This is a genomic window from Leptospira semungkisensis, assembly GCF_004770055.1.
In the GTDB taxonomy this organism is placed as follows: domain Bacteria; phylum Spirochaetota; class Leptospiria; order Leptospirales; family Leptospiraceae; genus Leptospira_B; species Leptospira_B semungkisensis.
The window spans coordinates 300,991-317,154 of the sequence record NZ_RQEP01000018.1 but is presented as its reverse complement, the minus strand read 5'-3'; the positions used below and the strand labels follow the sequence as shown (position 1 = coordinate 317,154).

Here is a 16,164-nt window from a genome sequence, read left to right as displayed (position 1 = left end):
GATTGGGAAAGGTTATGACAGATCGGAAGTCTCATTTTATAGTTTATTTTATTGAGAGGAGAGCCTTATTTATTAAGAAACTCTTATATATCCTTTCTAAGCCGATCTCGTATTTGCTTTTGGGTTTGTTATTCTTTTTACAGGGTGGTCTTTTTTCCCAATCAGTGACCGTTCCGCAACTAGATCCGCAAACATATAATTGGCAGCAATGGCAGGGTCAATTGCAAGGGACTTTTTCCGTAGCGAATAACTCGGGTAGTTCAACCACCTGGGATGCGCTTATACTTCAAAGTTATTCTGTCATTCAAGCGGAATGGGAGGCCCAGATCCAGACTCAGATTAGCAGTATGGTAAATGGGATCAATACACAGGATAGTTTTCAGAGTGTTCAGGATTATCGTAGTTATGTGTATGACTCTTTGGAAAGTCAGGCTTCCGGTTTACTTGCTCAGTGGCAGAAAGATGCAGAACTGTCGATCGAGACCCAGCGAGACGCATTTATAGACGCGTACTATAGCGGCAATTTGGCAAATGTCACTAATTTGAAGAACCAATTCGATTCGGAATTCAATTCGCTTATCAACGGGGGAAATCCGACCATCAGCGGGGTGCAGAGCGGGGATACTAGTCTGCTAGCCAATTCTCAACAGACTTTGAATAGTATGGAGCAGCAGTGGTATAGCCAGTTCAATGCGAATATTGCAAATGGTCTTTGGAATTATCAGCAGGCAGTGCAGAATCTTTCTACAAATTATCAGACTCTGATCGCACAGATCAATCAGACCGAGTCCCAGTACCAAGCATATATGCAGCAGATCCAGTCGTATGAGTCGAGTGTGAAGGATCAGATCAACCAGACGATTGCAGGATACCAACAGTATTTGAATGGGAATGATCTCTTGTGGAATTCAGTGACTGCGATTAAGGATACTAATTCTGGGAATGTGATCTCGGCTACTTGTCCGACGGGAGACAATTGTACGGATTATACATACGATGTTAGTTCCAGCCAATTTGTATTCAGCTGCCCGTCCGGGGATTCCTGCGTCCAATTAAAGTATGATACTACGAATAACACTTACGTAAATGCAAGTTGTCCTGCTAGTGCGACGAACGGTTGTACGGATATTGCAACAATCCATACTTCTTTGAATGCGGATGGAAAAGCTTTTCAGACCTTGATCAATAATATTGAGACTGCTATTACCCAGGGAAAGACCGGACTTGCCATTTTTGATAAGACCACATCTCAGATGTTGTCTTATCCGCAGAGTTGTTTGAATACAGGAGCGATTTGTAGTCAGGGCATCTATGATTCTACTCTGGGTAAGTTTTCTACATCTGCTTGTCAGTCGGGGGATACTTGTTTTCAAGCGATCGTAGATTCTACGAATCCTTCGTCTCTTACCGGTCAGTATTATGCTAACACCTGTTCGGCTAGTGATCCGAATTGTGTGGCCTGTCCTACAAGCGGGGCAAATCAGGACACTTGTCAGATCCAATCTATGGAGATCTCTTTGGTGTATGCTGCTACTGCAATTTCGAATTTTCTACAGCAAGAGATAGCGAATGCGCAAGGGCAGGTGGCTTTGTACCAGGCGGGTGGTAGTTTGTCCGAATCGATTCCGGACGGAGCTTCTTATATTCCCACTCCGCATTCTAACACGCAAGCGAATGTGCTTTCGATCACTACTCATGATTTTCTAAATGGAAGCGTAGCGAGTGGGGGAGCAGTCGGACTTGCCTGGAATATTGTGGAAAAACTACGAGGGCATGAAACGGATGCAGAGTTCGAGAACTATTTAACGAATGCGTATTCTGCTAGCCTTGCGGCAGGAGGGAGTGCTGCTTGTCCGAATCAAGCTGCGTTAAGTGTTTTTAATGACGATTCTCATTCAAATGATACCAATCCTGCTTGTTTGGCGCAATGGTTTGCTGGCTTTGGTCCAGGGTCCTTAGTCACTGGGCTTGGGACTATGGATCTAACCGCATTCCAGGATACTAACTATGTGGGTAACAGCGTTGGAGGAGGAAATAACTGGCTAGCGGATCCGGCATACTGTCATGACTGGGCTGGTTGCGGGGTACAGGATCTGTTCGGGAATGATATTGTTGCTGTCTCTTATGGGGCCAATCAAAAGTTCTCGGCTGATACAAACGCAATTAATCAAGCATTTGGTAGCAATTTCTATGATTATATAGAAGTGCAGAGGGGAGGCGCGTTTGGAATCCCATTGCTATGGAATACTACCTTAACAGAAGATGCGATCAGTATTACTCTGAATTATACTGTGTCTAATTTTAATTCGGGCGCAAATGCCACTACTTGGCAGAATATGGTGACCCAACTCCAGAGTTTTGCGTACAACTGGAACCAAAACGTGTTGCCGAGTATTTTGAATTGGACCGGTCAGGTAAGTACTTTTGATGCACAGTATGCGGCTTGGCAACAGACAGAACAAGGACTCCTTTCTCAGGCTCAATCGGACTATAGCACAGCATTGCAAGGTTTGCAGACGAGTGAATCGAATTGGCTGACCCAAATGAAAGACCTGCAATCGAAGGCAAATACCTCGTTTGCTGCGGCTAATAATAAACTAAGAGACGGGCAGAGCCAGGCCGACGCAAATCTTTTGGCCCAAGAATTGTTTCAGAGCTTGAAATTGGGATCCGGGGATGATATTTCCCAGAATCCAAGCGGTGCGGCGAATTCTTCCGCTTCTGTTTTTAGTAATGTATCTTCGATCTTACAAGGGATTGATCCGGGCAGCCAGTATAGTAATTTGAATTTCAATATACTCGGCAATTTTGCGGGTTCTTTTTCTCAAGCGGTTTCCGGAATCTCGAACATGACTCTGCTTTCCTCCACTAATAATGCTCTTTTAAACAACCGTATGAGCTATATGGAGCAGATGGCGAGTAGTCTTGCGCAGCAGAGAACGTTTACTCAAAACGGAGAATCGCAGCTATTGCAGGATAATCGAGTGTCTAGCTGGTTGGACCCAAGTGATGGAAAATCATATATCATAGATAAGGATGGAAACTTTGTTTGCGATCCGGCGCAGACGGATTCTTGCCAACATGAGACTGTAGACACGTTCATCACTGCCCATTGCGGTTCCGATATGAACGGATGCAACCGGTATACTACATTAAAATATAGTAATGTATCTGTAGACGATGATGGCACCATCGAATTGGATGAAATGACATACACTGGGGAAGCGGTTGGCCAAGGGGATAATGCGAGTAATTATCATTTTACCCAAGTGGCACAGCATATCTCTATTGCACCTCCTCCTGTTTTCTCTTTCGGTTCCGGAGGAGGTGTAGGTAATCTTTTCGATACAAGCGAGGCAGAATCAGATCGCATTTCCTCTGTAATTGGATCTAGCTTTAAGCATTTGACGAATTTCTTTGCGAATTCGGATGTTTCGAACGCAGTGCTTTCTAGTTTAGCCGGTTATGATGCTACAAATGCCTTTTATGAGGCGAAGGCGTCGGCGAGTGCCGGTCACCAGGCGCAAGTGGCAGGAATGATCGCGAGCTATATCGAAGCAGTTTTGCTTGGGACTACATCTACAGGTCATTGGGTTGCCAATCAGATTACAGGGCTAGTCCAGTCCGCGTGTGCAACTGTGATTAGCGCTCATTATCATCTTTCTCCTGAGGCGACCTCTTTTTGGGCGGGACTTTTAGCTACAGAGGTTACTCACGGTAAGATTACTCACGCAGAATTTAAGCAACAGCTGCTTTCCTTTGAAAGGAACGTGGTATTCAATGCGATGGCAGAGGCATTGGATCCAAACGGAAGTCCGGGAGAACAGGGTTTACTTGCATCTCTATTACAAAATTATTATAATAATAAAGAAGCTAAGATCCAAGCCCGTCGTCAGAGAATGGAAGAACTCCAAGAAGTAATCCAGCTTGCGGCCGGTATTGCGTTCGCTATCTGTACAGCGGGAACGGGCAGTGGAGTTGTGGCTGCGGAATTAGCTGCAGATGCTGCTGCGACTGCGGCAAATGCAACGGAAGCAGTTGAGGCTGTTGAGGCGGTAGAAGCCGTCGAGGCAGTAGAAGGAGCGGGTCAGGCTATGGAGGCCGGTAATGCCGCGACCACTGCGAACGAGGCGAACGCAGTAAATGACGTGAATACTGCAAATGAAGTAAATGCAGCGAATGAGGCGAATACTGCGAACGATGCAAATATGGCGAATAACGCTAATAATGCAAATTCAGCCAACGCGAGTTGGGCGAAACAAGTATTCTTTAAGGCCGGGCCGATCACTATCACTAATGGACAAGCGATTGCAGGAACGGTCCTTACGATCGGCAATACTATTATAGGCGGAGAGTTGGACGGGGCGAATGGAGCAGTCGCGGGCTTTCTGAATGGAATTATTAGTACAGCTACGCTGGGTGGAACTGCAATGGAGGCCAAAGAGGGAGAGACATTCTTACAAGTAGCTTCTCGAGCAGCTAGAGAGGAAATGGGCTCTGTTCTGACAGGTAATGTTACTTATTCTCGTCATGAGAGACAGGATGTACTCTTAGGAACCGAAGGACAGGCAGGAGGTTGGGGAGGAGGGATTAGCTTTGCCACCCCGGGAGAATCCGTAGTGCCTGGGAATATAGGATTTTCTTACGACCCAAACCATCCAGGGCTGAATGTAAATGCAAATGTAAACTTTGACGGTGGTTACATTGGAACTACCTATAATACCCATAGCGGAGACTACAGTGGGACATTGGGAGCAGACATTATTGGGACTGGGAAGGGAGATTTGTACCATGCGGGGTTAAACCTAACGCTTAATAAGGACGGCAGTTATGATGCTGGTGTATATGGTAATTATGGTGACGAGAAAATGCCTCCGAACTTGCGAGGAAGTGGAGCGACTCTCAGTTATTCTAGTGCGGATAAGAGCTTAAGCTTAAGCGGACAGTATGATGGTGCGACAGTCGCATCGATAGGATATAGTACAAGTACGCATAGATTCGGAAAACTACAAGGGAACGCCAATTTTCAAAATGAACTCAACCTAAGCATGATACAGAAACATGCGAATGGGAATTATAAGGCGTCTGGTGAAAGGAGCGCGGAAGCAGTCGGTAAGGCGATGGTGGATGCGAAGGTGATCACAGAAGAACAGCGTAAGGAGATGCTGGAGAACGGAGGTCCGCAGAACATCCTGAATCACTATGAGAGAAATAAAGAGGCAATTTTATCCGGACAGAATGCAAACAAATTCAAAGAAGCCTTACAGAGACAAGCGGCTGCATTAGGAGCAGAAGAGTTCAAGTTTGTAGAGAATTCGCCAGAGACGCCAACAGATAAATTCTTAGCGCGTCTAGTAGGAGATCTCAAAAGAACGTTCGGTTTCGAAGACACAGGGCTGATGTCGATCAAAGACGGAGTGTGGACAGTGTCGGTGTGCTTCACAGCAGGAACACCGGTGTGGACGAAAGACGGCCTCAAATCCATAGAAACAATCCAAATCGGCGAAGTCGTACACTCCTGGGATGAGAAGACGGGAAGCTTCGTAGAGAAAAAGGTCACAGAGCAATTCGTCCATGAAGTACCACAGCTATTCGATCTAGAACTAGACGGAGAAGAAGTGATCCATACGACTTGGAACCACCCGATCTGGGTAGTAGGGAAGAAAGCTTGGGTGAAGGTAATGGACCTTCAGGTTGGGGATCTCGTACTATTACATGATGGCAGCACGGTCCCGGTGACAGGAGTGCACTACTATAATGTAGAGACGACGAAGGTATACAATATAGAGGTAGAGGACACACATGCGTATCTAGTGGGAGAACATGGAGTTGTTGTGCATAATTACAGCGATGGCATTGAGAAAGTCGCTTCTGCCGCTCGAGCTGAATTGGATGAGTTACGCAGTATTAACAGAAAATACTTTAATTCCGATGCAATGGTAGAAAGTAGCCCATTAGCAGATAAACTAAATGAGTTAGAAAATAAGCTGATTTATTTTAGAAAAACGGGAGATACTCTCGAGGCTGAGAAAAATGTTTTAGTGGCTAAGAATAGATCAGCGGAAAGGACGATCGATTCTGCTAAAACAAATAATAAGTTTTTCTTGGATATAATTCGAAGCTCGAAGAGCGATGATTTACCTGGAATCAAAGGAATTCGCGAGAAGCTCAAAGGAGTAAATGGTCCGGAAGGTTTTACTAGAGACCAATTAAAAGCGATCGACACTTGGTCTAAAGGAGATCTTTCTAATAATGCGTTAGTCCAAGCTGGCTTTGATCAAGGACCGAAAATAGGCTTTGGTGCAGATTCAAATTATTCGTCGTCAGTTGGAACTCGTAAGAATATGGAATCTGCTGGTAACCAGGGGTTAGCCTTGGAAGCGGCTCGGCATGTATTCAGTTCAGATCAAGTAAGTAACGCGAAGAAAACCCAGTTAGAAACAAGTCCTTTGATCACGAAAAAGAACAATGAGATGGAAGAGACTGGTAAGAAACTACTAGCGGATATCAATATAGCTAGAGAAGAAGCGGTTAGTATTGTAAAAGAAGATCTTTATTCTAACAAATCGTTCACGGAATATTTATCTAGCAAAAACCTAATTGTCAATGAGTCAGTCCATAAACAGCAAGACCTGTCATATGAATCGGATACAGGTAGGAAATTAAGCCAAGAAAATAAGAATGTTTACGAAGGAATAAAGGATACTTTATCTGCCGTTGATCGTAGATACCTTGAATATTTCGTATCGTTCCGTGAGAAAATCGCTTCTTTAGAGGAAACACGGACTAAGATTGCCGAAACAAATGCAAAAACGGATAAGGCATATCAAGAAGCTAAAGGCGAGTATGGGACATCTAAAGAAAAATTGGAATCCTTATTAGCAGATAGGAAGGACGCAATCAAGAAGGCAGGTTTAGATTCTCTTAAAGAGATTCTACCTTTAGTCGAAAAACTTAATGAGCAAATAGCCAAGGAAGAAGGCAAACTTAATTCATCAAAAGATAAGATGGAGAAAAGGTTTATAAAGCTTCGTGAAGCGGTTCCTTCGAAATTAGCCTATGGCGCAGAGATTCATGAAAGGGCAATAGCGTCTGCTCAAACGGACGAGAGATTTAAAAATAATGAAGCTGAAATCAAAAAATTGGAAGCATCGAAAGATAGTCTTTTGGTTGCAGCAACCAATTTTGGTAAACATGAAATTGATGAAAAAATTGCACAGCTAAGGAAACAAAATAAAGAGATTGTCAAAGGCTTTGAATTAGAACACGAGAAAGCGATATCTAAATTTAAAAATGAGTTAGCAAGCGGTGGTCTGAAGCGTATAGACGAACTTGTACGGATTGATCTGAATAGACTAAAAGCGAAAGCAGTCGCGAATTCTTATGATAAGTCTACAGGTAAGTTTACAGGAATATTTGAGAAACTAAATAATACTGTTCACGTTGAAGAATTAAGTAAGGTTGATGCAGGTAATAATCTTAAGACCGGTGATACGAAGAAGAATTACGCCCCTAGTAAGGAGTTGGTAAAACAACTTGGTGGAGAAGTGGCGACCGATTATTCGGAAGCGGTGGCGGCTAATAATGCGAATCGGAATAAGTCGAAAGTGAAACCGTTGGAAAGCGGCGAGATTTCCCGCTTAGCCGAACGTGCGCATAAGACACCTGCTGAAATATTTGCTGGCTTAGGTTTTACTGAGCCGTTTGACCATACCAATCCAAAGCATGTACTAGCGCTGGTTACTGAGATGGTAAAAGGCGACAACGCAAATCAGCGACAATTTGGACCATTGTCAACTCAGTTGGGATCAGTTTTTGATATGATCGCGACTCAGACGGGAGGCGACCCTAGTAAATTCAAACCGGATCCGAGTATCGAGAATGATCCAGCTAGATTAGCTATTTTTAACGCAGTAAAAGAATGGTTGTATTCGGGTAAGGGTCCGACTGAAATGGGGAACGCGACAGCAGCTGCATTGTGTCGGGTATTCCACAATTACGTTCAAGGTTTAGTAAGTGGGCGAATTCCGATGCATGTTTCATTGGCAGAATTCATGACCCATAAGATACGAGTTGGTGGTGTGTCGATAGGAAAGGTGAATAAGGCACCTGTTTTTGATGAGGGTTTCACGAACGGTTATTCAGAGCACGTTACTGTAGCAGGAACAAAAGGGAATGATTTTGAGAGATTCACATTTGATGACGCAGGTAAACCTGTCGGGATTACAGCAGCAATGCCACCTATAAAAGTGCAAGAATATATCAAAGATCTTCCAGTTGGATCTGTTGTACAAATTCATACCGATACAAACGAAACTGCAGGAGCGAACCACTATTGCTTTATTGTAAAAGATACAGACGGACAGTGGATATATATTAATAATAATGCGAAGGCCGGAAGTGGGTCAAGTAGTGGTGAATTGTATTTTGGTGGACCTATTAACTCGCCCGTCCTATGGAATAAATTGAAAGTGTTTGGATTATTTTATGACAAGAAAAAATAGCGTTGTAATTTTTGCGTTACTTCTTTCTCTCTTGGCTTCTTGCAAGAAGAAGGAGGTCAAGGATATATATGCACTTCCACCCGACTGGTCTGGATCTTTGGATGCGAAGTTGTTTGATTTTGATGTGGACCACGTGCCGAAGAATTTTTCTTTCGGGAATCGTAATCCAATCCCAATATTGGATATTGAGACATCAAATGCGCACTGCGGGCGATTTGATTTCCAAAATACAACTGTAACAGTCCATCCTACAAAAACTAAAAAGTATGTTACTCTGAAGTTTTTCTATTTAGGGAAGAATCGCTTTGTAGCAATTAATTCAGAAAATCGAGGTTTTTTCGTTATCTATAAGCATTCAAAGGGGTTTTTCGAAAATTTTCAATTTTTCTTCTATCCACTCTCTTTATTAGATGAAGTCAAAGAGGGGACTGAGGAAATTTTTATAGCAAGTTCATCTTCCGAGACAAAAGTAGAGACCCTCGATGAATGTGAGAAAGGCATACTTGAGCAGCAAGAGATTGATAAGCGAATCGATGAAGAATTCAAACAAGTTAGCCCAGATCTAGCACCACCCTGAAAGTTAGCTTTTTGAATTAATTTGGCTAAGACGGTGAATTGCTTTAGCTGACCATTAAAAGGTAAAAGACCCGCTAAAATAGAGCGGGTCTTTTTGCAAAAGACTTACAGCGAGAAAAGATTCTTTCGTAAAAGCAAAGTTGAAGAAATGCTTCTGAAGCTGCTAACTGCAGATAGAAGTGTATTATGGACAAGAAGGAAGTAACTCAACTTTCGAATAAGATTATAAAGCTCTACGAGAAATTGGGAAAAGATACCGCGCTTGGAAAGAATTCATATATACTACAAGCAAATCGAGAACTCGGAAAGCTACTCAACCAAGTAGAGAAAGGCTTAAATTCCGCTGAGAGAACTAAAGGTAGCTGGATAAAAGTTCTCTCAACCCAACTCAAGAAGAAACTCAAACGTGGATTCTCAGAACGAATGCTGTTCTATGCTAAGAGATTCTATGAAGTATATGGAGAATCCAAACTAAACCAGGACCTAAATTGGAGCTATTACCGAATACTTTCTGGAATAGAAGATGCTAAACTCCGCAAAACATTAGAAACAGAAACAATCCAAAACAATTGGACTTTAGAAGAACTAGTTCTTCGATTAAGGGAATCGGGAGAACTATATCAAGGCAGAACGCCTAGATGGGATCGCCCAACAGGAAAGCTAAATCATTATAAAATCGTAAAGACTACATCGGGAAAGCTGAGTCTTGACTTAGGGTTTTATTGCTATTTGAGCTTAGGAAACAAAACTAAATTTAAAGAGAATACTTTAGTGGAAGCTTCTGAGAAGAACAGCAAAACCGTCTTTACCAAGATAGATTCCGAGAAAGCCAGCCTGTATATCTATTCCGGCGAAGTAGAGAGAGTTGTAGATGGAGATACGATCATCATACAACTGAACCTTGGTTTTGATCTAACCTCGAGACAGAGAATCCGACTGCACAAGGTCTGGGCAGCAGAGCTTGGTACCAAGGACGGGGAGAGCTTATTCCATTTATTAGAAAAGAAACTTCCGAAAGGAAGGAGTGTAATAGTGAAGAGCAAAGGTAAGGATATCTACGGTAGATATGTAGGTGATATCCTCTATTCTCCGAACAAGGCAGATGATCTTGGGACTATTATGAAGTTTGGTATTTTTCTAAACCAGGAACTTGGTAGTTCAGTTGAGGAAGAGGAATGAATATTCCTAAAAAGATTATGAAAGCTATTTGACGTATATCATTAAAACATCAGAATTTAGTAAGAGGCTCGTTCAATCTACGGATTTGTTCGGGCCTTTCGTAGTAATGGGGTCAACTGCACAATTGTGCAGTGAAGGTTTAAGCTCTTTAACAACGATTTACTAACTAAGAGGGATTGAGGTTAGAGAAGAAATAAGTTCTGTTTTACAAATCGCGCCAGGGATACGCAGGGCTTTAGTCCCAAGCTTGGCAAGAAAGCATGCTTTGCTTTAAATAAAGAGTAGCGTAGGGATGAGCGAATAGCGAACCCGTAGTAGCCCGGTCCTTGCGCAAGCGAGGAGGCGCCCATAAGTATCAAAAGAAGTTTCGGCTTCGAAGACACAGGATTGATGTCGATCAAGGACGGAGTGTGGACGGTGTCGGTGTGCTTCACAGCAGGAACACCAGTGTGGACGAGAGACGGACTGAAGCCAATCGAAACTATCCAAATCGGCGAAGTCGTGCACTCCTGGGATGAGAAGACGGGAAGCTTCGTAGAGAAAAAGGTCACAGAGCAATTCGTCCATGAAGTACCACAGCTATTCGATCTGGAGCTAGACGGAGAAGAAGTGATCCATACGACTTGGAACCACCCGTTCTGGGTAGTAGGAAAGAAAGCCTGGGTGAAGGTAATGGACCTTCAGGTAGGGGATCTCGTACTGTTACATGATGGCAGCACGGTCCCGGTCACAGGAGTCCACTACTATAATATAGAGACGACGAAGGTATACAATATAGAAGTAGAGGACACACATGCGTATCTGGTTGGAGAGCATGGAGTTGTAGTGCATAATTATGCGCAAGATGTGGGTGGAATTGTTGGAGCAGTTAGATCGGCAGTAGAAGAATTAAAAAGCGGTTTATCCGATAAAGAATCACTACAGCACGATCCGGAATACGTTGGCAAGGTAACGGAGACAATCAAACGCCTAAGCGCTTATGAATCTGAGAGTAGACACTTAGATGCAGAGAGAAACGATCTTCAAAAAGAGCAAAATAAGGCTAAGCTGAAGGTAGATTTAGCTAAGAATAATAATAATATTTTCCTTCGTGCGATTCGCAGTTCGGAGGCAGATCATATTCCGGGAATCAAAGAGATCCGCAATGCATTAAAAGGTTCGAATGGTGGTGAAGGCTTCAATAAGGAGCAGATGCAAGCGATAGACAAGTTTGTAAACGGTGGTTTGACGAACGATGCGCTTGTAAGATCAGGTTTCCGTCAGGGTCAGGTAGGTTTTCAGGAAGGTTTTAGCGGAAATCGTATAGCCCAGGAGAGATGGAAGGGCTTTGTATTAGAGTCAGCGTATAACGTTAAGGGTTCAGGCGAAGTAGCGGGTGCACAGCGAGCAATATCTGAGACGTCGGCACGTATAGAAGAGAGAAGTCAGAAGATCTCAGCGAACGAGTCAGCGGTTTCTAAGGAGATCGCGAGATCTAAAGAAGAAATGCAGACTTATTTGGCTGGGTCTAAAACTGCGATTGAAAGTCCTGAAGGACGCAATCGCCACGTAGAAGATCCGAAGGTTAAGGATGGCGTTAGTGTAGCTGCTAAAGAACCAAGAGAGAATGATCCTGAGCAGGATAGAAAGAATGATGCTAAGGAGAGGACCAAGCAGAACGTAGAAGCAGCTGGTTATGAGGCTACTAAGCATAAAGAAGAGGAAGAGGAAAGAGTTGGAGATACAGCAGAGATAACGAATGGCAGTTTATTCCCTTCACTGCAGAATAAATCTTCCAAAACCAATGATCACGGTGATGGGAAGCCGGTTGGACAACTTTCGGTCAAATATGCGGATAAAAATAACAAAGGTGGCTTAGTGGAACTCCGTGAAAAATCGCCCGATGCTAAGCAAATCTTACATCCGACTGAAATTAGTGTCTTAAATAAAGCGAATGAAGTGAAATATAAAGACACTTCGTTCCAGAGAAATAGTAAAGGCATGCTTGAGAATGGCAACGGTACGAAGATAGCCTTCAAAGATAACGGTTTAATAGAGATCAAGCATTCTAACGGTGACGTTGATGCTTATGATGGTAAAGGTAATAAAGTAGATGCGGCCCTCCTAAAGAAGAATCGCTATGATGTTGATAAGGCATTGATCGAAAAGAGAACGGATGGTAAGGTTACAGAGGTAAATACCCCCAAAGGAAAAGTGAAGTATACGACTATAGATTCATCAGGCGGTAACTTTGTTAAGATCATTGCAGAGCGTGATGGAAAAACTGAAACTATGATTTATCAAGAGAAGGATCCGAACGGTAGTGATCCGGACAAACGTTTTGAATTGACTAAGCCTCAAGAGCCTAACGAGAAATTATTAATTTCTGAAACAGGAACTTCTGCCCCATTCAAAGGGGAGACCATTTACGTAAATGATGTTCAACATGGCGGAGCTGGAACCGATACTTATCCGGCAGACCATATTGAAAGATTTATCTCTTATTTAAAGGGAGAAGACGGTGGTCGCTCTGTACTGTTGCACGAAAATGAACATACTGGTACAGACTTATCTGGTGGAAAAACCGCCCAGAATCGAGATTTAGTCGCAGTAGAAACGATGACGTTCGAAGGAATTGATGCGAATCGTTTGAAATTTACTAGCGAAGACGGTAACCTAGAAATTTATTATCATCATACTTCGGGCATAGCAGTTGGCTTGATGCGTGGGGATGTATTAAATCCAGGCGACTACACAGGTCGAATGGGTACTAATGGACACAGTGAAAACCCTCATTTACACTTGGCTGTTTATGACAAAGTTGCAAAGAGATGGTTAACCACACAAGAGGTTCAAAAGCGATACTTTAATGCTAAGGATTTAGTCGTAATAGATACTACTCGTGACAAGCGATTGGGTGAAAACTATGAATCAGAAAATAAAGAAAGGTTAAAGGATGCCCGAATAAGGCTAAGTGAACAGAAAGCTATTGTAGAAAGAGAAAAGTTAAAGCAGGAACAGCAAAAAGAATCAGAAAAAATCCAGCAAAAGCAGATCGAAGAATTGGAAAAATTGCAAAAAGATATATTTAGCGACAAAAATTGGAAAAGAAAATGATAAAGTTACACTGGGTTATTGCAAATCAAGCGGTTTTTGGGTTAGGACTATTTGTATATAGCATTATTCCTTTATTAGCCGAGAATCAGAAAACAGGATTGATCGATTCTTACGTATCTTCGGATTCATGTGGTATTTATGCGGAACGAAAACTTATACAGGAACCTTTGAAAGTCGTTAACTTTGGCGAAAAGGTTTTTGTAGATTCGGAAGATAAAGGCCTAATAGACGCTCCGTGGAAGCATAAATCGAAATGGTTTGACGGTAAACCTTGGGTTCAGTTAAAAGATCCTAACCTGCCGTCAGGATGGATGCTTTGGAGTTGTTTAAGCTTTGGTGAAGACGGAAAAAGTCGAATTAAAAAGTCGTTAGAGGATAGTAAATTAGATCCTTGTCTGAATAATCTAAAACTCAGGGGGATTTGGAAATCGAATTCTGGTTACGCTATGTCTATTTGTATCAATTCAAATGGATTAATGTATTTTGGAGAAGAGGTCGGTTATAGTTTCAATCGTATTTCAGGAAAAAATCCAATTCGTGTTAATGCTACGGATTTAGAAATGAGGTCCATCACAGCTGATTTTATTTTTCGTTTTCTGTCTGATCGAAAGCTAGTATTAACCTGCACTAGCTCTGTCGGAAATTGTGGAATTATCTCGCCGTTTAAAAAAGAAAAGGAAGTTGAATTCGAAAAAGTTAACGAGGAAACGGTTGCTCCCGACGGATTGAGAGGGCGATGGACTCGTTCAAAAGCTATTTCATCGGAGACAGCAGGAAGCGTTTTTAGCTTGGATCTTTGTAAGATGCCGATTGAGCTTAAAGAGATAGTAAGTTATAATCTCGAACAGAGTAAAAGTTTCTCTAACTTTAATTTGGAAACGTCGGGTAAATCCAAGCTCTCACTATATTTCTTTGATGATAAGAGCACGCGCAGGCTCAAGATATATGAATTCCGATTTAGGTCAGATACGAAAATAATGCGAGAAGGGAACCGTGGTGATGATTTTACCTTCCAGAAATGTGATTAAACAGGTCGATATGCTTGGAGTCTCTGAAGAAGGCAAACCTCCTCTTTCTCCTCCGGTTTGCAAACAGAATTTGGGAACAATTGAATATTGGACAGAGGTATTACAAAACACAAAAGGCAAGAAACTCGACCTATTGTATGAGCGTCACCTACGCGATTGCGTACTTTGCAGTCAAATCGTCCATTACTACTTAGAAGATAATTGGTCCCGCTCCATTAAAGATCCGGATAAACTGCTTCTTGGGAAAACTGATAACCGAGATTATCTTAGTAACGAAGAGAATTCATTTTTCTTTCGAATATTAAAAGGTGCTATTGAACGTAAGGATTTGATTCAACTTGCCTTCTATTCGCTTGCTGCACTGCCAATTCTCCAATTGGTTTATTACGTATTTCAGAATTTCATATCTAAAGAATAGAAATTCGCCTTCTGTTTCACTCTTAAAATTTCATTATAATATACCGATAAGACCAATGATAGACGTGTATTATGGACAAGAAGGATGTAACTCAACTTTCGAATAAGATCATAAAGCTCTACGAGAAATTGGGAAAAGATACGGCACTTGGAAAGAATTCATATATACTACAAGCAAATCGAGAACTTGGAAAGCTACTCAACCAAGTAGAGAAAGGCTTAAATCCCGCTGAGAGAACGAAAGGTAGCTGGATAAAAGTTCTCTCAACCCAACTCAAGAAGAAACTCAAACGTGGATTCTCTGAGCGAATGCTGTTCTATGCTAAGAGATTCTACGAAGTATATGGGGAATCCAAACTAAACCAGGACCTAAATTGGAGCTATTACAGGATACTCTCAGGAATAGAAGATGCTAAACTCCGTAAAACATTAGAAACAGAAACGATCCAAAACAATTGGACTTTAGAAGAACTAGTTCTTCGACTAAGGGAATCGGGGGAATTATATCAAGGCAGAACGCCTAGATGGGATCGCCCAACAGGGAAGTTAAATCACTATAAGATCGTGAAAACAACCTCTGGACAACTGAGTCTTGACTTAGGGTTCTATTGCTATTTGAGTTTAGGAAACAAAACTAAATTTAAAGAGAATACTTTAGTGGAAGCTTCTGAGAAGAACAGCAAAACCGTCTTTACCAAGATAGATTCCGAGAAAGCCAGCCTGTATATCTATTCCGGTGAAGTAGAGAGAGTTGTAGATGGAGATACTATCATCATACAACTGAACCTTGGTTTTAATCTAACCTCGAGACAGAGAATCCGACTACATAAAGTATGGGCAGCAGAGCTTGGTACGAAAGAAGGGGAGAGCTTGTTCCATTTGTTAGAAAAGAAACTTCCAAAAGGCCGGAGTGTAATAGTGAAGAGTAAAGGTAAGGATATCTACGGTAGATATGTAGGGGATGTTCTCTATTCTCCGAATAAAGGAGATGGTATATTATCTATATTAGAGAAGGGTATCTTTCTAAACCAGGAACTTGGTAGTTCAGTTGAGGAAGAGGAATAAATATTCCTAAAAAGATTATGAAAGCAATTTGACATATATCCTTAAAACATCATAATTTAGTAAGAGGCTCGTTCAATCTACGGATTGGTTCGGGCCTTTCGTAGTAATAGGGTCAACTGCACAATTGTGCAGTGAAGGTTTAAGTTCTTTAACAACGATTTACTAACTAAGAGAGATCCGGGTTAGATAAAAAACAGATGCTCATTTAACAAATCGCGCCAGGGATACGCAGGGCTTTAGTCCCGAGCTTTTTAAGTAAGGGGTTTTGTTTGAATAAAGAGTAGCGTAGGGATGAGCGA

At 42.2% G+C, this 16,164-nt stretch carries 7 protein-coding genes; all 7 read left to right on the top strand.

The window, feature by feature from the left end:
• The first annotated feature begins 14 nt into the window (after window positions 1–14).
• The 7 genes from EHO59_RS12885 to EHO59_RS12855 all read left to right on the top strand — a co-directional run bounded on the left by EHO59_RS12885 (window position 15) and on the right by EHO59_RS12855 (window position 15,865).
• Entirely contained in the window at window positions 15–8,504 is an 8,490-nt protein-coding gene (locus EHO59_RS12885) for a TIGR04388 family protein (RefSeq protein WP_135588695.1), read from the top strand.
• Complete coding sequence (locus EHO59_RS12880; protein WP_135588693.1) at window positions 8,488–9,081, top strand: hypothetical protein; 594 nt, start codon at window positions 8,488–8,490, stop codon at window positions 9,079–9,081. The genes EHO59_RS12885 and EHO59_RS12880 overlap by 17 nt, the downstream gene beginning before the upstream one ends.
• 185 nt (window positions 9,082–9,266) lie before the next feature.
• A complete protein-coding gene (locus tag EHO59_RS12875; protein ID WP_135588691.1) occupies window positions 9,267–10,259 on the top strand; it encodes a DUF1016 N-terminal domain-containing protein in 993 nt (330 codons plus the stop codon).
• A gap of 447 nt (window positions 10,260–10,706) precedes the next feature.
• Window positions 10,707–13,355, top strand: coding sequence for a polymorphic toxin-type HINT domain-containing protein (locus tag EHO59_RS12870; RefSeq protein ID WP_246052894.1), 2,649 nt, complete (start codon window positions 10,707–10,709; stop codon window positions 13,353–13,355).
• The gene (locus EHO59_RS12865) at window positions 13,352–14,383 is read left to right on the top strand and encodes a hypothetical protein (RefSeq protein ID WP_135588687.1); all 1,032 of its coding nucleotides are present in this window, start codon (window positions 13,352–13,354) and stop codon (window positions 14,381–14,383) included. The genes EHO59_RS12870 and EHO59_RS12865 overlap by 4 nt, the downstream gene beginning before the upstream one ends.
• Window positions 14,355–14,801, top strand: coding sequence for a hypothetical protein (locus EHO59_RS12860; RefSeq protein ID WP_135588685.1), 447 nt, complete (start codon window positions 14,355–14,357; stop codon window positions 14,799–14,801). The genes EHO59_RS12865 and EHO59_RS12860 overlap by 29 nt, the downstream gene beginning before the upstream one ends.
• A gap of 71 nt (window positions 14,802–14,872) precedes the next feature.
• Window positions 14,873–15,865 (top strand): DUF1016 N-terminal domain-containing protein, encoded by a 993-nt coding sequence (locus tag EHO59_RS12855; RefSeq protein ID WP_135588683.1) that lies wholly within the window; start codon window positions 14,873–14,875, stop codon window positions 15,863–15,865.
• Window positions 15,866–16,164: the final 299 nt, after the last annotated feature.